The sequence below is a fragment of the Nocardia coffeae genome (assembly GCF_019890715.1).
Lineage (GTDB): Bacteria > Actinomycetota > Actinomycetes > Mycobacteriales > Mycobacteriaceae > Nocardia > Nocardia jiangxiensis.
The window spans coordinates 790126-813308 of the sequence record NZ_JAINZY010000002.1 but is presented as its reverse complement, the minus strand read 5'-3'; the positions used below and the strand labels follow the sequence as shown (position 1 = coordinate 813308).

The window sequence follows — 23183 nt, the reverse complement described above, 5'->3', positions numbered from 1 at the left end:
TTCGCCACCACTCGATGAGGAGAAAAACCGTGAAACGCACCATGCCCCTGCTGGGCCTGGTACTCGCCTGCACCCTGGCGCTGAGCGCCTGTGGTGGCATCGGCGGCACCGATGGCACCACCGCCGCGACGAGCGTCGCGCAGATCCCGCAGTTGAAGCCGGATCAGCAGGTGTCGATCGTTTTCGAGTCGTACAACTACGGCCTCGCCGGGCCGTGGACCGACACCTTCAACGCACTGATCGCCGAATTCTCCAAGCAGCACCCGAATATCAAGGTCACCGCGCAGAAGCCGCAGGGCAACAGCCCCAACCCGGCCACCGACACCATCTCCAGCATCCAGAACCAGATGGCCGCCGGCACACCGCCGGACGTCGCCCAATTGGGTTTCAGCGACCTGGATTTCACCATCCATCAGCTGGGCGCCAAGCCGCTGGACGAGTTGGTCGGCAAGCAGGAGGTGCAGGCCGAATTCGACGGGCCGCAGCACGCGTACGCCCCGCGCGCCCGCACCCTGGACGACTGGGGCGGCCACACCTACGGTGTGCCGTTCGTGTTCTCCACCCCGGTGCTGTACTACAACGCCTCGCTGTTCCAGCAGGCCGGGCTGGATCCGGCCAAGCCGCCGGCCACCTGGCAGCAGGTCGCCGACGCCTCGCGCGCGATCGTGGACAAGACCGGCAAGGGCGGTGTCTACATCGACTGCCTGACCAAGACCGCGAAGGATTGGTGCTTCCAGTCCATGGTGCGTTCCAACGGCGGCCGGGTGATCTCCGAGAACCGTAAGGCGCTGACCTACGCCGACGCCCCCACCGTCCAGGTGACCCAGTTCGGGCAGCAACTGGTCAGCAGCGGCGAGATGCCCAAACTCGATCAGAAGCAGGGCTACGAGAGCTTCGCCCGCGGTGACATCGGAATGATCCTGGAGACCAGCGCGGTGCAGGGTGTGTTCCAGAAGGGCGCCAAGGACAAGTGGGACCTGCGCGACACGCAGATGCCCAGCTTCGACGGCAAGCCCACCGTGCCCACCAATTCCGGTGCGGGACTGCACATCCTGTCCAACGATCCGGCCAAGCAGCGCGCCGGATGGGAACTGATCAAGTTCCTCACCAGCCCGCAGGCGTTCACCATGATCGCCAAGGGCATCGGCTACCTGCCGCTGCGCACCGGCCTGCTCGAGGACCCCAGCGGTCTGCAGACCTGGGCGCAGCAGAACCCCCTGGTCACCCCCAACGTCGCCCAGCTGGACCGGATGGAGCCGTGGGTATCGATGCCCGGCACCAACTATCTGCAGGTCCGCGACGCCATGATGGACGCCGTCGAATCGGTGGTGTTCCAGGGCAAGGATGCTCAGTCCACTCTCACCGCCGCCCGCGACGCGGGCGCCAAACTGCTGCCTGCGTCATGAACGATCTCACCATCATCCAGATCACCGACACCCACATCCGCGCGGCCGGGGAACTGTTGCACGGCTGCGTGGACACGATGGCCAATCTGACCGTCGTGCTGGACCGGTTGCGCAACGGGTCCCGGATCGACGCGCTGGTGTTGTCCGGGGACCTCACCGACAACGGTTCGCCCGAGGCGTACCGACGATTGGCCGCAGCCGTGGAACCGGTCGCCGCCGAACTCGGCGCGACGGTCGTCTATGCCATGGGCAATCACGACGAGCGCACCGCATTCGGGGTCGAACTGCTGGGGCTGGACGCGGACAGCATCGATCCCGAACAGCCGCACGACTCGGTCGTCATGGTCGACGGACTGCGGATCATCGCGCTGGACAGTTCCACACCGGGCCACCACAACGGCCGCCTCGAAGCGAACCAATTGGCTTGGCTCACCGAGGAATTGCGCACCCCCGCCCCGCGCGGGACGTTGCTGGTGCTGCACCATCCGCCGATTCCGTCGGCGAATCCAGCGGCGGAGGTGCTCAAACTCCAGGAGGCCGAGCAGTTGGCGGCGGTCGTCGCGGGCACCGATGTGGGGATGATCGTCTGCGGGCACAACCATTTCACCGCGGCCTCGGCGCTGGCCGGGATCCCGGTGTGGCTGGGACCGGCGGTGGCCTACCGCCTCGATCCGATGGCGCCCGCGGGGCGGCACCGGGGAATCGCCGGATTCGGTTACAGCCGTATCGATGTCGTGGGTACCGCGTTCGTGGTCACCGCGGTGGAGGCCACCCCGGCTCCGGCGGTCTACGACCGGGCGCAGTCCGACGTGCTCGACGAACTCGCGGCGTTCGCCGCCGAGTCGCACTGATGTTCGTCATCGACACCCCAGCCGAGCAGCAGCACAGTTCCGTTGCGGCCGAATCGGTTCCGGCGCGTCGTTCCGCCCTTCGCCGGGCGGGGCGGCGCGCCGTCCCGTATCTGTATCTCGCACCGGCGCTGGTGCTGCTGGTGGTGTGGACCTATCGGCCGCTACTACAGGCGGTGCAACTGTCCACCTACTCCTGGAATCTGCTGCCCACCTCACCGAGCACACCGGTGGGCATGGCGAATTACCATCGGCTGCTGGGACTTCCGGCGTTCACCGACTCGATCGGCCGCACCGCGGTGCTCATCGCCGGACTGCTGCCGTTCACCGTCGTGCTGCCGGTGCTTCTCGCGCTGGCCGCGCGGCGCGTGTCCGATCGGGCGCGCACCGTCTACCAGGCATTCGTCTTCGCGCCGTTCCTGGTGGCGCCGGTCGCCGCCGCTGCGGTGTGGCGATGGCTGCTGAACCCGCGCAGTGGTGCGGTGGATCGGGTGCTAGGCTCGGACCGCAACTGGGTGTACGAGCCGTCCACCGCGCCGTGGGTGATCATCGTGATCACCGGCTGGCAGCTGCTGGGTTTCGCGGTGCTGGTGGTGTGGGCCGGATTCGCCGGTATCAGTGGCGATTACGACGAGGCGGCCCGGGTGGACGGGGCCCGCGCCGGCCAGATCCTGCGTTGGATCACACTGCCGCTGCTGTCGCCGACGGTGCTGTTCCTGGTGCTGACCACGGTGCTGCTCAGTCCGGTGCTGACCTTCCCCTTGATCGACACCCTGACCCAGGGTGGGCCGACCCAGTCCACCACGAACATCTATTACCTGTTGTGGGACTACGCCTTCCACAGTTTCGACGCCGGACTCAGCGCGGCCGCGGGCGTGCTGCTGTTCCTCGGTTTCGGAGCGATCGCCGGAGTGCTGGTGTGGATCTCGGAAAGGGTGTCCTTCCATGATGATTGACCGGCTGCGCACCGCCGGCAGCCACCTGCTGCTGGCGGTGACGGCGCTGCTGTGCGCCTTCCCGATCTACTGGCTGTTCGCGACGGCCCTGCGGCGGCCGCAGGACGTCTGGTCGCTCTCACCGGTGCCGTGGCCGCTCTCGGCGGCCAACTACATCGATGCCGCGCGCCAGGTCGACGTGCTGGGCCTGATCGGGAACACGTTCTTCATCGCCGCCCTGTCCGCCGCCGGGCAATTGCTGGTGGCGCTGCTGGCCTCGTATGCGTTCACCATGTACACCTTTCCGCTGCAACGGGTGCTGTACCTGGCGTTCGTGGGCACCTGGCTGGTGCCGTTCCAGGTCACCATGCTGCCCAACTACATCCTGCTCAATCAGCTCGGGTTGCTGAACACGCTGATCGGCGTGGTCCTGCCGACGCTGTGTTCGGCGCTGGCCGTACTGCTGCTGCGTCAACACATGGCGGCCTTCCCGAAGGAGCTGGTGGCGGCGGCCAAGATCGACGGCCGCTCGTCCTGGTCGATCCTGTGGACGGTGGTGGTGCCCAATCTGCGGCCCGCCCTGGCCGCACTGGCGATTCTGCTGTTCATCAACGAGTGGAACGAGTACTTCTGGCCCGCGGTGGTGCTCCGCAAATCCAACGGGGTGCTGCAGCTTGGACTCCGCAGCTTCCTCAGCAGCGCCGAGCAGGATCAGTGGGGCCCGATGATGGCGGTGGCCAGCCTGGCCTGCCTGCCGGTGATGCTGCTGTACCTGGTGCTGCAGCGGCAGATCGTCAACGCGTTCGTGCGGTCCGGGTTGAAATAGCGCGGATGTCGCACGGCGGCAACGTGAACGGGGCCGGTCCGGGAACATGTTCCCGGACCGGCCCCGTTCTGTTCGTCGTATTCAGCGCGCGGCTACCGCTGTGGTGAGCGAACCGATGAGCGCGGTGTCGTGCTCACCGGCCCGGAAGCGCGGATGATCCAGGATGTCGTGCAGGAATTGTGCGGTGGTGACGACGCCGCGGCCGTCGATCCTGGTCTCCGCCAGTGCTCGTCGCATCCGCGCGATGGCCGCGGCCCGGTCCGGTGCCCACACCACGACCTTGGCCAGCAGCGAATCATAGTGTGGCGGAATCGAATACCCGGTCTCGATGTGCGTGTCGATCCGCACGAACGGTCCGCCGGGCAGTACGCATTCGGTGAGAGTGCCCGGCGCCGGGGCGAATTCGCGGCCCGGATCCTCGGCGTTGATCCGGCATTCGATCGCTACTCCGTTCGGGTGTGCGGCGGACGGCGGCACCGACAGTCGCTCCCCCGCCGCGATGCGCAGCTGCTCGGCTACCAGATCCAGGCCGGTGACCATCTCGGTGACCGGATGTTCCACTTGCAGACGGCAGTTCACCTCCATGAAGTAGAACTGGCCGTCCGGGGCGAGCAGGAATTCGAAGGTGCCCGCCCCGACGTAGCCGACCGCCGTGGCACCTCGCACCGCCGCCGCACCGATCCGCTCGGCCAGTTCGGCGGACAGGCCCGGCGCGGGCGATTCCTCCACGAGCTTCTGGTGCCGACGTTGCAGCGAGCAGTCCCGCAGGCCCAGATGCATCACGGTGCCGTGGGTATCGGCCAGGATCTGCGCCTCCACATGCCGTGCGGAGTCCAGATAGCGCTCCACGTAGAGGCGGCCGTCGCCGAAGACGGCTGCGGCGTTGGCTCGGGTATCCTGCCAGGCCGCGGCGAAATCGGCGGCGTCGCGCACCACCCGCATGCCGCGGCCGCCGCCCCCGGCGACCGCCTTGATGATCACCGGGTAGCCGATCTCGTCGGCCAGCGCCTGCGCCTCATCCACCGCGTCGATCGGATCGCGGCTGCCCGGCAGCAGCGGCAGCCCGGCCGCCGTCATCAACGCTCGCGCGCTGGATTTGTCGCCCAGTTCCGCCATCACCGGCGCGGGCGCACCCACGAACACGAAGCCCTCGCTCTCGCACACCTCTGCGAAATCGGCGTTCTCCGAGAGGAATCCGTAACCGGGATGGATGGCGTCCGCGCCGGTGGCGCGCGCCGCCTCGATGATCGCCGGAATGTAGAGGTAGCTGCGCTTGGCAGCGCCGGGGCCGATCTGGATCCGCTCGTCGGCCAGCCGCACCGCGGCGCTGTCCTTGTCGGCGGCGGAATACGCTGCGACGGTTGCGATCCCGAGTTCGGCGCAGGTGCGGATGATCCGCACGGCGATCTCGCCGCGATTGGCGATCAGCACCTTGCCGATCGGACGGGTAGTCACCGCACCACCTCGAGCACCAGCAGAGCCTGACCGTGTTCGACGGCCTCGCCGTTCTCGATCAGGAAGCGCACGACCCGGCCCTCCCGGGCGGTGGTCACCGGGATCATCAGCTTCATCGCCTCGACGATGCCGACCTGCTGGCCCGACCGCACCGGGTCTCCCTCGGTGACGAACGGATCCGCGCCGGGCTCGGTGGCACGGTAGAACACGCCGACGGTCTCCGCGGTGATGGTGAATGTGTCCGCGGCACTACCGTTCCGGCTCGCCACCGGCTCCGCATCGGCCACGGCGACGGCAGGCAGCTGCGGCACAACCTCGGCGGGCAGCAGCGCATCCGGTTCGATCGCCGGTTCGTCCCCGCCGTCCCAGCAGATCCGCAGGGACACCGGGCCGTTGGCGACGGTCACGGAGGTGGCGGTCGTAGTGGCCGAGCGCACCCCCAGTGCGTGCCGGGCCAGCACGGTGAGGGTGCGGTCGGCGGCGGTCGCGTCCACGGCGCGGCCGATCGTCTCGGTGGTCACGGTCTCGGTCATCGCATCTCCTCGGTCACGCATCAGGGAATGTGGGATCGTCGGTCGGGGTGCCGGGGCTCACGGCATCGGGCTGCTCGGCTGCGATCCGGCCGAAGGCACGGAAACGCCGGTAGCGCGCGGTGGACAGCTCATCCGGCGACAGCTCGCGCAATCCGGCCAGCGTCCGGGCGATCGCGGCGCGCACCCGGCCGACCATCGCCACCGGATCCCGGTGCGCGCCACCGGGCGGCTCGGGTACCACCGCGTCGGCGACGCCCAGCCGCAGCAACGATCCGGAGTCCACCTGCAGGGCGCGCGCCGCACGCGGGGCGGCCGCGGCGTCCTTCCACAGGATCGACGCGCACCCCTCCGGACTGATCACCGAATACACGGAGTTCTCGCACACCAGCACCCGGTCGGCCACCCCGAGCGCCAGCGCACCGCCGCTGCCACCCTCGCCGGTGATCACCGCGACGATCGGAACAGGCAGTCCGGCAAACAGTTTCAATGACTCGGCGATCGCCACCGCCTGGCCCCGCTCCTCCGCCGCGACCCCCGGATAGGCACCGGCGGTGTCGATCAGTGTGATCACCGGCAGTCCCAGCTTGCCCGCCAGCCGGGCCACCCGGGCCGCCTTGCGATACCCCGCCGGAGTGGGCATACCGTAGTTGTGCCGGGACAATTCGGCGGCTGTGTGCCCCTTCTGCGTACCCGCCACCACCACCGGTGTGCCGTCCAGCCGGGCCAGGCCCGCGATCAGCGCGGGACAGTCGGCGGCGAGCCGGTCACCGTGCAGTTCGATGAATTCGTCGAAGGCGCCGGACAAATAGTCCACGGTGCTCGGACGACCCAATTCCCTTGCCGCGCGGACACATTCCCACGGATCGCGCTCGGGCACCGCATCCGGATCGGTGACCGGAGCGGGTTGTCCCGGCGCGTCGGAGTGCCCGCTCATCGTGGGTTCGGGCACGGTCATCGCGACCAGCCGGGTGAGCCGGTCGCGCAGGCTGTTGCGGTGGCAGATGAAATCGATGAATCCGTGCTCGAGCAGGAATTCGGCGGTCTGGAAGCCGTCGGGCAGGGTCTCGCCGATGGTCTGCGCGATCACCCGCGGACCCGCGAAGCCCAGGCGCGCACCGGGTTCGGCCACGATGATGTCGGTGGAGGTGGCGAACGAGGCCGCCACGCCGCCGTAGGTGGGGTCGGTGACCACCGACACGGTCAGCACTCCGGCCTCGTCCAGCCGCTGTAGCGCCTGGCTGGTCTTGGCCATCTGCATCAGCGCCAGGATCCCCTCCTGCATCCGGGCGCCGCCCGAGGCGCTGACGATGATCAGCGGCGCGCGATCGGCCAGCGCGGCCTCCGCGGCCGCGGTCACCGCCTCGCCCACCGCCGCGCCCAAGCTGCCGCCGAAGAACCGGAAATCCAGTACGGCCAGTACGACCGGAACCCCGCCCATTCGTCCCCGCACGCAGCGAGCCGCATCCGGCATCCCGGTGCGCCGCCGGGCATCGGCCAGACGCTCGGGATAGTCGCGGGTATCGCTGAACCGCAACGGATCCGGCACCGTCGGCGCGGCCACGACCGCCTGGGCCGAGCCGGCGTCCAGCAGCATCGCGATGCGCTGGTCGGCGGTCAGCGGACCATGGCTGTCGCACTCCGGACAGACCCGGTCACCACGGTCGTAGCGCTTGCGGTAGATCATGTCGCCGCAACCGGGGCAGCGCATCCAGTCGCTCGCCGCGACTGGCCTGGTCTCGAGTATGGTCATCGTTCCTCCAGAGGTCGAGGCACGTACCGCGCGCAGCCCGCGGGCAGCCGGGCTCCGGCCGCCCGCAGCTGGGCCACCCGGGTGAGATAGGCCGCGCCGTACATCAATTCGTCGGCCACATCCGCCACGTGCCGATGGCTCGGAGCCGCCAGATACGTGCCCGCGACCCAGGTGTTGAACGCGCCCATCGCTGGGCCGCACCAGATCTGGTAGTCGGCAGTGCGGTCGGCCGCGCCGCGGATGCTCCACCCCGAGGACAGCCCGAGGTACCACCGGAACACCAGGGCCATCCGGAGTTTCGGGTCCTGCGCGGCACCGGCGAGCTGTGCCGGATCACGCTCGGTGAAGAATTCGACGCAGTCGCGCCAGATCTCGTCCACCGGCCGCCGCAGCACGGTCCGTTCCAGATCCAGACGCTGCTCGGCCGGGATGTCGTCCAGACCGTCGTAGGCGCGGTAGAGCTCGTAGAGCCGCTGGGCCCGCGCAGCGAACATGGTCCCGCGCCGCAGCACCTGGACCTGCACCCCGAGTTCGAACATGTCCGAGGACGGGGCCATCGTGCAGTCCGCGAATTCCGCTGTGGCCAACAGCTTCTTCGTGTGATCGCACTGCGCGGCCTCGCGGCAGGACTGGTTCACCGATCCGGTCACCACGTACGCAGCCCCCAGTGCGAAAGCGGCCGCGACCGCGTCCGGGGTGCCGATCCCACCGGCCACACCGACACGCACTGCGGCCGCCGCGGGCAGTTCGCGGGCGATCCGGTCACGGGCGGTGACGATCTCGGGAAACAGTACCGTCAGCGGGCGCCGATCGGTGTGCCCGCCGGAATCGGCCTCGGCCGTGATGTCGTCGGCCATCGGGATCTGCGCGGCCAGCCGGGCCTGTTCCGCGGTGATCTCCCCGCGCTCGGTGAGCGCACCGAGCAACCGGGCCGGAGCGGGCCGCAGAAACAGTTCGGCGACCTCCACCCGGGATACCTTGGCTATCAGGCGATGTCGGCGTTCGATATTACCCTGCCGGTCCACCGCCAATCCGGCCGCGCGATACCGCACCACCTCGGTGGTCAGATCCATGAACGCCGAAGCTTCCACGCATCGCACACCGTGCCGCAGGCAGGCATCGACGATGGCGCGCTCCAGCGCCGGTTCGGACGGGCTGTGAATGAGGTTGCAGGCGAACGGCTCTGCGGACAAGGTCCGGGCGAGTTCACCCAGCGCCGCGTCCACCACCGCCGGTGTCACCCCGGCGGCCCCGTAGGAGGCCAGATATCCCGCGCGCGACATCGCCGCCACCAGGGCGGGCGAGGCGATGCCGTTGGCCATGGCGCCCGCGGCATAGGCGGCGCGCACGCCGTGCGCCGCCCGGAACGCACTGTCGCCCAGTCGTTCCGGTGGCAGCGCGCCGACTCCGGTGAGGATCTCCGACCGAGCTGCCAGCGCTCGCGACGCGGTCACCCCGATTCGGCCCTCGTGCCGGACCACCCAGCAGGGTATGTCCAGGTCCAGCAGTATCGCCGTGATGTCCGCCTCGGTCTCGGCGAGCGCGTGGGTCCCGAAGGTCGTCATGGGCGTTCCGTCCTGCCTCCGGCACCGGATGCCGGTTTCCTCGGCCTGCGAGCGTCGCGGCCTGCGCGCGACTGTTCGGTGGTGGTCACGGCAGCACCGCCCGGTCGGCGAGTTCGATTGCGAGATCGATGAGTTCGTAGATGCGCAGTCCGGGCTTCCACAGCGATCCGTCCACCACCACGGTGACGGCGTGCGCTTCCTGGCGTACCTGTTTGATGTGCGCCTCGAGTTCCACGGTGCCGTCGCTGGGCAGGAACTGCCCCCGGTAGCGCCAGGAGAATTCGATATCGCACGGGATGCGGAACACCGGATCGGTCATTTCCGCAGCGAATCCCGCGTCGAGCATCCACTCCTGCACCGCGTGGATCACCGATTCCACTCCGAGTGAGCCGGGAATCACCGGGTCGAGGTGGAAGTGCCGGTCGAAATACCAGTCGGTGTCGTCGATCTCACGCAGCGAGTGCAGGTAACCCTCCTGGTACTTGCCGCCGCCGTCGACCACCTCGACGCGGTCGATCAAGGCCAGGGTGCGGCGCGCGCACAGCGGTGCGGCCGGATCGGCCCGGCGGGCGGCCACATCGATCACCCGGGCGGGGGCCTGCGGATGCTCGGTCCGCCAGCTGGGTACCGACCGGCCCGCGTCCAGGCCCGTCTGATTGGCCAGCGCCTCGTCGCTGAAGTAGCCGAACATGGTTTCGCCGGTGTAGAAAGGCTCTCCCTCGACGGCAAGGGTGTAATCGAAGGTCTGCAACGAGGATCCGGGCAGCAGCGTGGTCGACAGCAACCGCGAGGACTGCTGAATCGTGCTGTCCCGCAAGTCGATCCGCCGCAGCAGTCGGGCACTGCCGCCGAGGTTGCGCAGACTCAGCGTGGTGTCGCGCTGAGACAGCGTCGGCCCGGCGTAATAGCCCATCAGCAGCGCCGCCTGCAACGAGGTCTCCATGAAGACGAAGTGCGGCATGGATTCGTTGGCGGTGTCGCCGTAGTACCAGGAATCGGCCGGGGAGTCGTATTCGCTGATGTAGGAGGCGCCATCCAGCACTCCACGCGCGCCGTCGAAGCTGAGCACCCGATCCACCAGCAACAGTCCGCCGGTCGGCAACCGGGTCGCGCGGACCCCGGTGTACGGCGCGAATTCGGGTCCCATCGCGATGGCCTGATCGCCCCGGGACAGGTGCACCATGTGGAATTCGTTGAGCAGCAGGCCCGATACCGCCGCGCCCGGTCCGGCTCCGGCACCGGCGGGTTCGGCCGCGGCGACCGTCACCGCCAGCGCCCCGGCCGCGGTGTGCGCGACCGCGTCCACGTGCGGCCGGGGGATCAGATCGACATCGCCGACCACCAGTTCGATCCGGCCCGCGCCGGAGCCGTCTGCGCCGTCCACCGTCGCGGTCAGGGTGCAACCGGACAAGCACAGATGCATACCGGTGAAGATCGCGAACACCTCGGCGGCCTGTACCGCCGCCGCCCGCACGTCACCGTCGAATTCCGCAGCGACCCGGCCTTTTCCGTCGCCGCCGCGCAACTCCAGTGCTTCGATCCGGGTAAGGACCAGCGGCTGCGCGGTGGCCAGGCGCACCGCCGACACCACGCCCGCACGCCGGTAGGCCGGGCCGAACACCTCGGCCACTTCGCCGCGGGTGAGTTGTTCCAGCGCAGCACGATCGAGCGTGGTGCGGGCGGATCGGGCGAGCGGTTTGAAGGCATCCTCCGCAGCGATTGCGGATCCACCAGCAGTGGCGATGAGCCGACCCGGCAGTCGAATCGCAGCGTCGGCCGCGATCGCCGCGGGAGCTGCCGTCGCGCCTGGATCCGTTGCGGCAGTGAATGCTCCGCCCCCACAGGCCCGCTGCCACAGCGCTCGCTGCAACGCGAGCTGTGCGTCCAAGGCGGCCCGGTGGGCGGCCACCACCCCGGCGCGGAGCTCCGCCAACGCGCTCGACACAGCGGGTTGTGGCGCGGCCGAACGTTTCTCGATCACCATCGGCGGGACCCGATCGCCGGTGGCCGGTGCCCGACCAGCGGACTCGACCACCTCGGTCCCGGCACGCGGCCCACCCGTCGGGTCGAAGGCGATACCGTCGAACTCCAGGACTGTCATTGCTGCCACCGCCTCACCGAGCTTCGAAACTTCTCTGTCAGGTCCGGGGTCGTCACCACGGTGACGCCCGCGAACCGTTGCAGCACTGTGCCGTTCAAGTCCGTCGCGGTCGCGTCGATGCTGACCTCGAACGACCCGCCGCGCGGATTGTCGACCACCACCAGGAACGGCTCCCCCACCGGCAGCCGTCCGTAGTACTCGGCCTTGCCGATTCCCAGCGGCAGGCAGGCCGCGTCGAGCAGCCGGTGTCCCAGTACCGGCGGGCACTGCAGGATCAGATCCGCGCAGACCGGATCGTGCAGCCGTCCGCCGTAGGAGCCCGCGCCGATTCGCGTTGCGGGCAGGACACATTCGAAGACCATCGCGGAGTCGGAGGCACTGCGCACCCGGCGCAGCCCCTGCAGGGCCGGACCGTGGAACTGCACACCGTCCTGGTAGATCCATGCCGCGCTGGACCCGGGTCCGGTCGGCACCGTCACCCGCGGTGAGCCCTCCGCCGTGCGGCTGCAGACCAACGTGGCCCGGTAGTGCGTGGTGCGGCCGCCCATCATGCGCACCTCCACCGCGACCGAATCACCGGCTGTCGTGGCGGGATCGACGACGATGTCGACCTCGTCCACCGGATGATCGAAGACGATCCCCTTGACGACCTCGAAGTCGTGCACAGCGGTGACCATCAGCCCGGGTAACCGGCGTTCGGTGACATTGATCAGCGCACCGAGCGCGAAGGTCGCGGGCAGCACGATGTGCTCGCCGACGCGGTGCGCGGCGATCACCAGCTCCTCGGTGAGCCCGGCGAAGTTGCGTCGCACCCGTGCCGGTGCGAGCGGAGGCGTCGCACTGGACAGCGCCACCGCCTCACCGACCAGCACCACGGTGTCGGCGCGGTGCGCCGGGGTGAACTGTTCGGCGAAGGCCGCGGCCCCGGTTTCCGGCGCCAGCAACGGAATTCCGCGATCCACGAAGTGCCGACGCAGTTCCGGGGTGACCATCCCGCCGTCCCAGGCGCCCCAGTCGATCGCGACACAGTGGCAGTCCGGATGGCGGGTGCGCCAGCTCGTCACGAACCGGCACAGGGCCTCGTTGGCAGCCGCGTAATCGGACTGCCCGGCATTGCCGAACAGTCCGGCGACCGAGGTGAACAGCACCAGATGCCGTGGCTGGTCCACCACCGCCAAGGCCGCGGCCAGTCCCGCGAGCTTGGGGCGCAGCACCCGGGTCACCGACTCCGCGGTCTTGTCCGCGATCATCGAATCGGCGAGTACTCCCGCGCCGTGCACGATCCCGGTCAGCGTGTCCCGCCACGGTTCGACCGCCGCACGGACCGCCGCGGCATCGGTGACATCGGCCGCCGCGTACACGGCTCGGTCGCCGAGTTCGGTCAGGGTGGAACGGATCTCACGGACCGCGCGCACCTCGGCGCAGCTCCGGTCGATCTCGCGCGGGGTCGTGCCGGTACCGGCGAGGGCGCGCACGGCGGCCGTTTTGAGATCCGAATCCGGTACGCCCGCAGCCCATTCCGGCTCGGGTGTGAGTTCGGTGCGGCCCAGCAGCACGAACCGGACCGGACTGCGCCGGGCCAGCGCGAGCACACACAGTGCGGTCACGCCGCGCGCGCCACCGGTGACCAGCAGGACATCGTCGGCCGACAGCGTCGTCGGGTCCGGAACACGGTCCGGATCCACCCACGTCACCGTTGACGCGGGTGCGTACCTGCTGGGCACCGGCGCGCGGCGCACGCCCGCCGCGTCTATGCCGATCTCGGCGGTATCGGTCGCGGCGTCGAACAGTTCGGTCACCACGTGCGCCGCGGCCACCGTCGCGTCCACTGCCGGGTCGATATCGAGTGCCCGGCAGAACAGCGTGGGCTCCTCGGCCGCGACCGTCTTCACGATCCCGCCGATGCCGCCCAGCAGCACGGACACCGGATCCTTGTCCCCGCGATAGCCGAGTTCCCCGTCGAGCCGGGTCACGGTGACGAAGGCCGCTCGTTGCGTGGCCTGCCGCAGTTCCGGCACCGCACGACCGGCGGCGAGGATGGTCTCGGTCAGGACATCCTGCGCCGCTTGCCATTCCGAGGTTGTCCCGGCGACCACGAGGACCGCGTCCACCGGATCGGTGGTCAGCGTGGCGAGGTCGGTCGTATGCCGTGCGGTCCAGCCCAGGCCCCGCAGTGCGGCGGTGAGTGCGGCGCAGTCGGCCTCGGTGCCGGCCCCGATCCCGAGCACCACCGCGACGGCGTCCGCGGGATAGGGGTCGACGAGCGTGTCCACCGATGCGACGGTGATCAGATCGACGGCGTGCCGCGGCGCACCCGCCGCGGCCTCAGCTTTTGGGTCCGCATCACCACCGGTGCTGTCCGCCAGGCGGGCGGCGATGAGATCCAGCGTGCGCAGGGTGCCCAGTTGCTCGGGACCGAGACTGGGCAGATCCGGATATCGCTCCTGCAAGGCTCCGATCACCTGCACCCGCTTGATCGAATCCACCCCCAGATCCGCCTCCAGATCCATCGTCGGATCGACCATCTCCACCGGATAGCCCGTCTTCTCCGCAACCAATTCCCGTAGCGCGGAACGCAGTTCGTCCGCCGAGGCGCCCGATGCCGGGCCCGATTCGGAGGCCGCGGAAGCGGAGGCAGCCGGTGTGGTGAGCGCGTCGGCCACCTGGTTCAGCGTGCGCAGCGTGCCCAACTGCTCCGGACCGAGGCTCGGCAAGTGCGGGAACCGCTCCTGCAACGCCCCGATCACCTGCACCCGCTTGATCGAGTCGACGCCCAGATCCGCTTCGAGATCCATCGCGGGATCGACCATCTCGACCGGATAGCCGGTCTTGTCCGAGACCACTTCCTGCAGAGCGCGGCGCAGTTCGTCAGCGGTCGCCCCGCTCGCGGGGGTCGGTGCCGCGGCGGGAGCCGGAGCTTCGGTATCGGTACCGGCGAGCAGTGTCGCCACCTGGTCCAGAGTGCGCAGCGTCCCCAACTGCTCCGGACCGAGGCTCGGCAAGTGCGGGAACCGCTCCTGCAACGCCCCGATCACCTGCACCCGCTTGATCGAGTCAACGCCCAGATCCGCTTCGAGATCCATCGCGGGATCGACCATCTCGACCGGATATCCCGTCTTGTCGGCGACCACTTCCTGCAACGCACGACGCAACGTCGCCGCATCGGCCGTGGGCTCGGCAGCCGGGGCGGCACCGTTCGACACCGTATTGCTCGAAGCAGTGGTGTTCGATACGGCACCGGCCGAAGTGCTCCCGTTGGCGGCCGGTATCGAGACCGGGCGAGCCGGCTGCGATTCGATCGGCACAGCTGCCGGAACCGACTGCCGCGCCGGACTTTCCGCGACCGGGGCAGCGGCCAGAGCACGCGGTGCAGGCTGCGGCACCGCGGCGATCCGCTGTACCGGTGCGACCTCCACGCCGCTCTCCAGCCCGGCCAGCTGCGCCAGTACCGCACTGGCGCGGGAATGGCTGTCGCTGATGGCGATTCCGTGGTCCTTCACCGCCTCGATGGCCCGGACGGTGCTCTCGTCCAGCCCACCCTGGCCGAGCGCACCGGCCAGGCTGCGGGCCAGATCCAGCTGGCCGTCGAGGTATTGGCGGTGGATGTCCAGATGCTGTACCAGCGCGGAGTCCAGAGCGCTGTAGTCCGCAACGGCGGCGGCCCCGGCCTCGCGGTGGGGCGGTTGGGATGACACGAAATTCTCCGGTAGGTCGGCCGAGCGGACCACGGGCGGCTCGGCGGCGGGGACGATGTCGGTGTGTGGCGCAACACCATTCGAGGGCGGTGCCGGCGGGGCGACCACCGGCTGCGGCGCTGCGGCGGCGGTGACCAGGTAGCCGTCGCCGAGAACGGCGGCATGGGCGGCCCGGCGGGTGTCGGGCACATACTCCGGCGCGGACAGGGTCACGGTCATACCCCGCTTCGGCGCCGCGGCGGGCGCGGGCGCGGCATAACGGTTGATCCCGCGAATGTCGAAGCCCAGCACCGCGAGTCGCACGGCTGCCCGCTTCAGGGTGAGGTCACCGTCGCCGATCGGCCCGGAGTCGGTCGCGATCGCGATCACCTCGTCGCCGAGGGTGCGCCGGACCAGCGAGGTGAGGATCTGTTTGGGCCCGAATTCGACGAAGACGTTGCATCCGGCCGCGCGCATCGCGCTCAGCGCGGACGCGAATTCCACCGGCTTGCTGAGCTGTCCGGTCAGGGTGGCCCGGTTCGCCGCGGCATCGTCGCCGTATCCGGCGTCCGGCGAGTTCGCGTAGACCGGGACAGCGGGCGCGCCGATCGGCACCTCGGCCACCGCTGCGGCGAAGCGGTCCACCGCGTGCGCCACGTACGGGGTGTGGAAGGCGCCGGAGACCGGCAGGTCCCGGGTGGCGATCCCGCGCTCCGCGGCACGGGCGGCCACCTCGGCGATTCCGGTGGCGCCACCGCCGACCACCACCTGATCGGGCGCGTTGTGGTTGCAGATCCACACATCGGCGACCCCGGCGATCAGCTCGGACACCACCTCTCGGGTGGCGCCGACCGCGGTCATGGTGCCGGCGTCCTCGCCTTCGGGGACCACCATCGCCGCGCCACGCGCGCGTGCCAGGGCGAAGTAGTCGTCGGTGGACACCGAGCCGGACGCCCACAGCGCGGTGAGTTCACCGAAGCTGTGCCCCAGCAGCCCGTCGGGCCGGAAGCCGAAGTCGTTCAGCACCCGGAACTGCCCGACCGCCAGCGCACCGATCGCAGGCTGCGCGAAATCGGTGCGGCGCAACAGGGTTTCCTGCTCGGCCTGTTCGTCCTCGTCGAATGCCGGAGCCGGGAACACCACACTCGCCAGCCGCCGCGGCGCTTCGGCGAAGACCGCGTTGGCGGCGTCGAAAGCCGCACCCACGGGCGGATTGTTCAGTGCCGCAGTCGATCCCATATCGACGTACTGGCTGCCCTGACCGGCGAACAGCGCACCTGCCGTGCGCTGCGGCAGTGCCGCCGCGCGGAAGTGGACGCCCTCCGGATGATCCCAGGCCGTGGCGTCCGGATTGCGCAGCAGCTCATCGACCGCCAGGTCCCGCAGATGCTCGGCGTGCTCGTCGTCGATCGCGACGAACCCGATCCGGGCGTGCTGCTCCGGAATATCGCCGCCGTCGCCGGATTCACTGGAGCGCAACGACTCTGCCAGGCTCGCCGCATCCGGCGCATGCCACAGGTGCGCGCGCGGCACCCGGTGCAGCACCTGCTGCCCGGACCGGTCGGCGTCGGCCTCCTCCAGCACCACGTGGAAGTTGGTGCCGCCGAATCCCATTGCCGACGCGGCGGCGCGGCGCACCGGACGCTGCGGATCGAGAATCCACGGCCGGGTGCGGGTGTTGACGTAGAACGGCGCTGTGCCCCAGTCGAAGTCGGTATTCGGCGCGGCCACGTTGATGGTGCCCGGCAACACCTTCTGATGCAGTGCCAGGGCCAGCTTCATCACACTGGCGGTACCGGCCGCACCCTTGGTGTGGCCGATCTGCGATTTCACGCTGCCCAGCGCGGCGAACCGGGATTCCTGGCTCGATTCGGTCAGCAGCCCGTTCAGCGCGGTCAGTTCGGTCCGATCACCGACCGCGGTGCCGGTGGCGTGCGCTTCGATGAGTTCCACGTCGGCGGGCGAACATTCGGCGTCGCGGTAGGCGCGATCCAGCGCGACGCGCTGTCCCTCGGCACGCGGTGCGTAGATGCTCTTGGAGCGCCCGTCACTGGAGGAACCCAGCCCGCGGATGACCGCGTAGATCCGGTTCCCGTCGCGGCGCGCGTCTTCCAGCCGGCGCAGCGCGAGCATGGTGATGCCCTCGCCGAGCAGGGTGCCGTTGGCCTCGTCGGAGAACGGGCTGATCCGCCCGGTCGGCGAGAGCGCACCGACCTTGCTGAAGCACATGTAGATGAAGATGGTGTTCTCGGTGTCGACGCCGCCGGTGATCATCATGTCGGCGCGGCGGTCCTGCAATTCCGCGATCGCGGTGCGGATCGCGGCCAGCGAGGCCGCACATGCCGCATCGACCGTGCAGTTCATCCCGCCCAGGCCGAGCCGGTTGGCGACCCGGCCCGCGACCACATTGGCCAGCAGTCCGGGGAAGGAATTCTCCTCCCACGGCGCGAAAGCCGTCACGAACCGCTGCGCGATCGCGTCGGCGTCCCGCTCGCTCAGGCCCACCGACCGCGCCGCCTCCATCAGCACCGGTGTGGAGAGCCGGGCCGCGAGCGGATGCATCAGCGGCACCGGGCCGGTGGTGCCCAGCACGACTCCGGTGCTCGCGGCGTCGTACCAATCCGACCCGACCGCCCCGGCGTCGAGAAGCAGATCGCGCGCGACGCCCAGGCTCAGCGTCTGCATGGTGCTGGTGACCTCGAGCTGATTCGGCGGCAGCCCGAACTCCAGCGGATCGAAGTCCACATCGGGCAGGAACGCGCCGCGCCGCGAGTAGGTCTTGTCCGGCGCGGCCGGGTCGGCGTCGTAGTAGTCGTCGAGCTTCCACCGCGACGGCGGAACCTCCTCGATGCAGTCGACACCGTCGACGATGTTCTGCCAGAACTGAACATGGTTGTGGGCTCTGGGCAAGAGCCCCGACATCCCGACGATCGCGATCGGGTCGCGCGCCAGGCGTCTGTCGTCCGTCACAGGGAATCCTCTCGAACCTGGTAGGCCGCGTCAGGCGGCCACGGTGGTGGCGGTGGTCGACGAGATCGCTTCGGCCGCCGCGGCCGCGAAGACGCGATGCCCGAGCGAACTGGGATGCAGGCCGTCCTCGGTCCACATCTCCGGGCGCGCCCACTCCGGGCGGGCCGCGATATCGATCAGCAGGGTGCCGGTCCGGGCGGTCACCTCGGCCAGCGCGGAATTGGCGTAGGCGAACCGCTCACGCAGCAGCTCCCGGAATCCGTCCGGAACCGGCAGGCGCGCCGGGATGTCCGGGTAGGTGGCGGTGAAAACCGTTGCGCTGCCTTCGTTCAGCGTGCCGAAGACCGTGTCGAGGTTGTCCGCGAACCGATTCCGGTCGTAGTCGCTGACCAGATCGTTCACCCCGACGACCACGCCGTACACCGCCGACCGCGCGGAAACCGCCGCGGGCAGCTGCTGCGTCACCAGAGTCGTGGTGGTCGCGCCGTGGGTGCCCAGATTACGGACGGCCCCGCCCCGCAGACCGAGCTGGCTGCCCAGGCGCGGCACCCAGCCGCGGAACGCGCCGTCCGGCCGGACATCTCCGCGACCCTCGACGAAACTGTCACCGATCGCGGTGAGCGCCACCCCGCTCATGCCGGCACTCCCGCGTCGCGGGTCAGGTGGCGGCGCTCGGACGGGAAGCCGACCTTCTCGTACAGCTCGGCCAGCTCGGCCTCGCCGAAGAACTTGTCCGGCGGGTACAGCCCCGCGATCAGGCCGAAGAACTTCTTGGAGTAGTCCGGGCTCATGCTGGTCGCGCGGAACACCGAGTCGTAGTACGGGGTCAGCGACAACTCCGAAATGCTCTGCGTCAGTTCGTAGGTGCTCGCACTCTGCGCGTCGCGCTCACGCTGGTACTCGGCCAGGGTCTGCTCGAACGGCCGTACCCCGGACAGGCTCTCGTCCACCAGATCCGACAGCAGCTGAGCGTACTTGAACGCGTCGGTGATGCCCCAGCCGGTGAACGGGTCCTTGTGGTATCCGGCGTCGCCGACCAGCGCCCAGCCCGGTCCGAAGGAGCGGCGGCGGTAGTTGTCCGGGTACAGCATCGGCCGGAACGGCTCCACCCGCTTACCGGTATCCCGCAGCCGCGCACCGATTTCCGGGTCCACCTGGTCCACGATCTCCTGGACACCGGCATCGGGATCGGCGCGGAACTCCCGGAACCGGTCGCGCTTGCGCATGACCGCCACCAGGGCCAGGCCGTCGTGCGTGGGCCAGGAGGCGAACTGCTGCTCACCGAATCCGGTGCGGTGCTGCATACCCCAGTCGACGCCCTCGTAGTAGGAGTAGAACACGAAGCACGCCGCCGCCGAGCCCTCGTAGACCTCGGCGCCGACCTGCTTGGCGACCGTGGAGTTGGCGCCGTCCGCGCCGATCACCAGCTTCGCCTCGAACTTGTGCTCGGCTCCGTCGGGGGTCCGACCGCGCAGGCCGGTGACCCGGTCACCGTCGAATTCCAGTGCGCTGACGGTGAATCCCTCGATCACCTCCGCGCCCGCGCCGCGCGCGGCATCCACCAGCATCTTGTCCAGTACGGTGCGCCGCGGGCAGTACACGGCGTCGATGCCGTCCGCCGACGGATCGGCCATCCCGTTGATCACGATGTCGGTGTAGGTGAAGTTCAGGTTCCGCACGGGCGGGCAGCCGGTGGCCACCAGCTGATCCAGCAGTCCCCAGGACTTCAACAGGCTCAGGCCCGCCTGGTGGATGTAGTGGGTGGAGACGGTGTCGCTCGGGAAGGTGGCGCGGTCCACGGCGAGCACGCGGTAACCCTTACGAGCCAGCAGCATGGCCAGCGGGGCCCCCGCGACGCGAGATCCGACCACGATGACGTCGTACATGTGCCCATCACTTTCGCTAGAGGAATTCCGGTTTCGAGTTTGTTCGCGATGCCGTCCGAGAACTACCGGCGGACACTGCAATTCATCGGCCGATCGGCCTCGGCTATCGCGACGGAGAAATTGATGAATAATTTGCGGCAGGTTCACTCACGCGCAATATAGAGCTGCCCGATATCGTCGGCATACGCCTCGGCGATCGCCGCGCGACGCAATTTCAGCGACGAGGTGAGCAGTCCGTTCGCAATCGTGAAGTCACCGGCGACGATCCGGAACGCGCGAATCGATTCTGCCCGGGAGACGAGTTCGTTGGCCTCGTCGACCGCCGCCTGCACGGCGGTGGCCGGATCGCTGTCCGGATGTTCGGCCCGCCACTGGTCGGCGTGCTGGGCATCCAGGGTGACCAGGGCGGTGACATAGGCCCGGCCGTCCCCGAGCACCATGCAGTTGCTGACCAGCGGGTGCAGCCGCACCCGATCCTCGAGCGGCGTCGGGGCGACGTTCTTGCCGCCCGAGGTGACCAGAATCTCCTTCTTGCGCCCGGTGATTCGCAGATGCCCGGCGTCGAGTTCGCCGATGTCACCGGTGTGCAGCCAGCCGTCGGCATCGACCGGCCGCTGCTCGCTCGCCGCACCCCAGTACCCGGGCGTCACGTGCGGGCCGCGGACCAGAACCTCCCCGTCCTCGGCGGCGATGCCGACCGCGGTGCCGGGAATGGGACGGCCCACGGTGCCCAGCCGGTTGGTCTCCGGAGCATTGACGGTCACCGCGGTGGCCGCCTCGGTGAGGCCGTAACAGTTGAGGATCACCACCCCCACCCCGGCGTAGAACCCGGCCGTCGAATCGTCCAGGGACGCACCGCCGGAGATCACATGGCGCAGCCGACCGCCCAACGCCGAGGCGATCGGTTCCACGGGCAGCGCCGGATCGCGCCGACGCAGCAATTCCAGCCCGCGCGTCACCGCCTCGTGCTCCGCGCCCTCGGCGAGCAGCGCGCGGCAGTGTTTGCGAATCTTCTCCAGCCCGTAGGGAATCAGCGGCAGGAAGGTGGGCCGCAGCCGGGTCAGGGCCGGGACCAGATCCGGAATCCCCGGCAGCAGATAGGTTTCGGTACCGCCGAACAGGCACGCGAACAACATGGTCTGGCCGAAGACGTGCGAGAGCGGCAATGCCAGCACGGTCGTCCCGTCGAACAGCGTCCCCGTCTGGCGGACGGTGTTGGCCGCCGAGGTGTACATGTTGCGGTGGGTGATCATGCACCCTTTGGACAGGCCGGTGGTGCCGCTGGTGTACACGATCATGGCCAGGTCGTCGGCGCGCACGTCGTCGGTCGGCGCCTCCGGATCGGCGCCGATCGCGTCCTGCGCCCAGCGCGAGATCTCGGTGAAGGTGAAGACCGCGCCCGCACCGGCGGCCAGCAGGCGGACCGCGTCGTCGTCGGTCTCGGCGGCGAAATACGTACTGCCGCTGTCGGTCAGGATGTGCTCGATCTGGCTGGGCGAGGAGGTCGGGTAGATCGGTACCACGACCGCGCCCAGCGCCAGCACCGCGCAGTCGAGCAGAACCCATTCCATGCTGGTGCGGCCCAGGATCGCCACCCGATCACCGTGCCGCACACCACGTTCGGCCAGCGCCGCGGCGACCGCCCGGATTCTGGCGTCCGCCTCCGCCCGGGTCAGCACCGTCCCGTCCGGGTAGCCCAGCAGCAGCCGGTGCGGATCCTGCCGGGCGCCGCCGGAGACAATCGAGTACAAACTCTCGAAATCCGCCGGCTGGATTCCGTTCTCGGTAACCGATATCTCGATGTCTGAGACTGTATTCACGCCTCCGAATTCTTCTCGGCGGCGACAAATACTGTCCGGGTCGCGGCCGCATTCCTACCGCGCGAACGTCAGGGCCTATCGAAGTGGTCAGGCGGAAATCGCCGGGGCAGTATCGATCTCCGATTCCTCCGGAAACTCCACACAGTCCAGGAACAGTGAGACGGCCGGATTCGTCTCCTCGGCATTCCACACCGCATACAGATCGAGAGTAGGTACCGGATCCACCAGTTTCACCGCCACCGAGGTGCTGCCCGGCACAACCATTCCCATCGAGATCGCGCGCGGCAGCGAAGCGAAGCCGACCAGCGGGCGCACCGCGACCATATGCGCGGTCGCCCCCGGATCGTCGGCCATCTGGGCCACGGTCAGCGAGATGCCGTTGTCGGCCGCCGCCCGCAGGATCGAGTCGTACATCGCCGGGCACTGGTCCCGCGCGAACAGCACACACTGCTGGCTCGCCAACTCGGCGAACCGGACACCGGGGCGCTCCGCCCAGCGATGCAACCGGCCCACCACCGCCACGAGCGGCACCCGGTGCAGCAACCGGCGGTAGCGGAACTCGGCGGTGCCGGGATGTCCGTACACCAGCGCGATATCCAGTGAGCCGTCCGATAGCCCGGCCAGTTGCGGCCCGGTTCGCTTCTCCCACAACGACACCACGATGTCCGGGTGGTCCGAGGTCATGCGGGCCAACGCCTTCGGTAGCACATGACGGCTGGCAGGGAGGTTGTAGCCGATGTTGAGGGTGCCCGACCGGCCCGCCGCGGTGGCCCGCGCCGAATGTGCCGCCCGCTCCAGTTGAGCGACGATCTGGCGGGCCTGACCCTCGAATTCCACTCCGGCCGCGGTCAACCGGACATCGTGCGAGTTGCGTGCGACCAGTTGCACGCCGACTGATTTCTCCAGCTTCTGCAGCTGGGCGCTCAGACTGGGCTGAGTGAGGTGAAGGCGCTGCGCTGCGCGGCCGAAGTGTAACTCCTCGGCGATGGCGATGAACGAAACGAGATGTCGGATCTCCACAGCCGACTCCTTCCGTGGTACTCAGCACGCTAAGCCCGGGCAGGTAACTGAGGATGAATCACACGGTCACGACAGACAGCGTGTGCGTTGCTAACCCGTGAACCACCGCCGGGCTCACCCCTGGGGCGTCAGCTCTTCGGTGCCGATACCACCGGAGATTCCCGCCACCGCGAGCCGAGTGACCAGGCGATCCGTGTGCGACGCTGCCGATCCGGGCCGCTCGCCCGGAAAGCCGGGAACTGGAAACACCCCTTGCCGACGCGGTACTCGTTGCGCGCCTTCGAAAACAACCCTGATGCGCGACCCGACGCACCGCCGACGAGCATACCACCCGCGCCGGCGTGGACCCGGTCCAAATCGGCGATCGCATCGCCGAGCCGATCTCGCCCCCATT

At 69.1% G+C, this 23183-nt stretch carries 14 protein-coding genes; 4 read left to right on the top strand and 10 right to left on the bottom strand.

What is annotated here, in order from left to right; genetic code table 11:
- The first annotated feature begins 29 nt into the window (after positions 1-29).
- Genes K7711_RS12810 through K7711_RS12795 form a run of 4 tightly spaced genes read left to right on the top strand, consistent with a single transcriptional unit; the run spans position 30 to position 4015 of the window.
- A complete protein-coding gene (locus K7711_RS12810; RefSeq protein WP_222968890.1) occupies positions 30-1406 on the top strand; it encodes an ABC transporter substrate-binding protein in 1377 nt (458 codons plus the stop codon).
- Positions 1403-2257, top strand: a complete 855-nt coding sequence (locus K7711_RS12805) for a metallophosphoesterase (RefSeq protein ID WP_222968888.1) — start codon at positions 1403-1405, stop codon at positions 2255-2257. Before K7711_RS12810 ends, K7711_RS12805 begins: the two co-directional genes overlap by 4 nt.
- Positions 2257-3210, top strand: a complete 954-nt coding sequence (locus K7711_RS12800) for a carbohydrate ABC transporter permease (protein WP_222968886.1) — start codon at positions 2257-2259, stop codon at positions 3208-3210. Before K7711_RS12805 ends, K7711_RS12800 begins: the two co-directional genes overlap by 1 nt.
- Positions 3200-4015, top strand: coding sequence for a carbohydrate ABC transporter permease (locus K7711_RS12795; protein ID WP_040822400.1), 816 nt, complete (start codon positions 3200-3202; stop codon positions 4013-4015). Before K7711_RS12800 ends, K7711_RS12795 begins: the two co-directional genes overlap by 11 nt.
- A gap of 81 nt (positions 4016-4096) precedes the next feature.
- Here K7711_RS12795 and K7711_RS12790 read toward each other — a convergent pair whose 3' ends face one another.
- The 10 genes from K7711_RS12790 to K7711_RS12745 all read right to left on the bottom strand — a co-directional run bounded on the left by K7711_RS12790 (position 4097) and on the right by K7711_RS12745 (position 22789).
- Positions 4097-5470 (bottom strand): acetyl-CoA carboxylase biotin carboxylase subunit, encoded by a 1374-nt coding sequence (locus K7711_RS12790; protein WP_222968884.1) that lies wholly within the window; start codon positions 5468-5470, stop codon positions 4097-4099.
- Positions 5467-6003: an acetyl-CoA carboxylase biotin carboxyl carrier protein gene (locus K7711_RS12785; RefSeq protein WP_222968882.1), complete on the bottom strand. Its 537-nt coding sequence runs from the start codon at positions 6001-6003 to the stop codon at positions 5467-5469. Before K7711_RS12785 ends, K7711_RS12790 begins: the two co-directional genes overlap by 4 nt.
- A gap of 13 nt (positions 6004-6016) precedes the next feature.
- Positions 6017-7753 (bottom strand): acetyl-CoA carboxylase, carboxyltransferase subunit beta, encoded by a 1737-nt coding sequence (gene accD / locus K7711_RS12780; protein ID WP_222968880.1) that lies wholly within the window; start codon positions 7751-7753, stop codon positions 6017-6019.
- On the bottom strand, positions 7750-9318 hold the full coding sequence (locus K7711_RS12775) for a PfaD family polyunsaturated fatty acid/polyketide biosynthesis protein (protein ID WP_222968877.1): 1569 nt from the start codon (positions 9316-9318) through the stop codon (positions 7750-7752). The genes accD and K7711_RS12775 overlap by 4 nt, the downstream gene beginning before the upstream one ends.
- Before the next feature lie 85 nt (positions 9319-9403).
- A complete protein-coding gene (locus K7711_RS12770; protein ID WP_222968875.1) occupies positions 9404-11419 on the bottom strand; it encodes a hotdog family protein in 2016 nt (671 codons plus the stop codon).
- A complete protein-coding gene (locus K7711_RS12765; protein WP_222968873.1) occupies positions 11416-18063 on the bottom strand; it encodes a type I polyketide synthase in 6648 nt (2215 codons plus the stop codon). Before K7711_RS12765 ends, K7711_RS12770 begins: the two co-directional genes overlap by 4 nt.
- A 30-nt stretch (positions 18064-18093) precedes the next feature.
- Positions 18094-18699 carry an SGNH/GDSL hydrolase family protein gene (locus tag K7711_RS12760; protein WP_222968871.1) on the bottom strand — a complete coding sequence of 202 codons (606 nt, stop codon included), beginning with the start codon at positions 18697-18699 and terminating at the stop codon, positions 18094-18096.
- Entirely contained in the window at positions 18696-19949 is a 1254-nt protein-coding gene (locus K7711_RS12755; RefSeq protein ID WP_222968869.1) for an NAD(P)/FAD-dependent oxidoreductase, read from the bottom strand. The genes K7711_RS12760 and K7711_RS12755 overlap by 4 nt, the downstream gene beginning before the upstream one ends.
- A 143-nt stretch (positions 19950-20092) precedes the next feature.
- A complete protein-coding gene (locus tag K7711_RS12750; RefSeq protein ID WP_308014666.1) occupies positions 20093-21769 on the bottom strand; it encodes an AMP-dependent synthetase/ligase in 1677 nt (558 codons plus the stop codon).
- A gap of 87 nt (positions 21770-21856) precedes the next feature.
- Positions 21857-22789 (bottom strand): LysR family transcriptional regulator, encoded by a 933-nt coding sequence (locus K7711_RS12745; protein WP_222968867.1) that lies wholly within the window; start codon positions 22787-22789, stop codon positions 21857-21859.
- Positions 22790-23183: the final 394 nt, after the last annotated feature.

What these genes read in the sequence shown, in the direction of transcription:
- K7711_RS12805 (WP_222968888.1), top strand. Translation starts at nt 1,403, where the DNA reads ATGAACGATCTCACCATCATCCAGATCACCGACACCCACATCCGCGCG.
- K7711_RS12800 (WP_222968886.1), top strand. Translation starts at nt 2,257, where the DNA reads ATGTTCGTCATCGACACCCCAGCCGAGCAGCAGCACAGTTCCGTTGCG.
- K7711_RS12795 (WP_040822400.1), top strand. Translation starts at nt 3,200, where the DNA reads ATGATGATTGACCGGCTGCGCACCGCCGGCAGCCACCTGCTGCTGGCG.
- K7711_RS12785 (WP_222968882.1), bottom strand. Translation starts at nt 6,003, where the DNA reads ATGACCGAGACCGTGACCACCGAGACGATCGGCCGCGCCGTGGACGCG.
- accD (WP_222968880.1), bottom strand. Translation starts at nt 7,753, where the DNA reads ATGACCATACTCGAGACCAGGCCAGTCGCGGCGAGCGACTGGATGCGC.
- K7711_RS12775 (WP_222968877.1), bottom strand. Translation starts at nt 9,318, where the DNA reads ATGACGACCTTCGGGACCCACGCGCTCGCCGAGACCGAGGCGGACATC.
- K7711_RS12770 (WP_222968875.1), bottom strand. Translation starts at nt 11,419, where the DNA reads ATGACAGTCCTGGAGTTCGACGGTATCGCCTTCGACCCGACGGGTGGG.
- K7711_RS12760 (WP_222968871.1), bottom strand. Translation starts at nt 18,699, where the DNA reads ATGAGCGGGGTGGCGCTCACCGCGATCGGTGACAGTTTCGTCGAGGGT.
- K7711_RS12755 (WP_222968869.1), bottom strand. Translation starts at nt 19,949, where the DNA reads ATGTACGACGTCATCGTGGTCGGATCTCGCGTCGCGGGGGCCCCGCTG.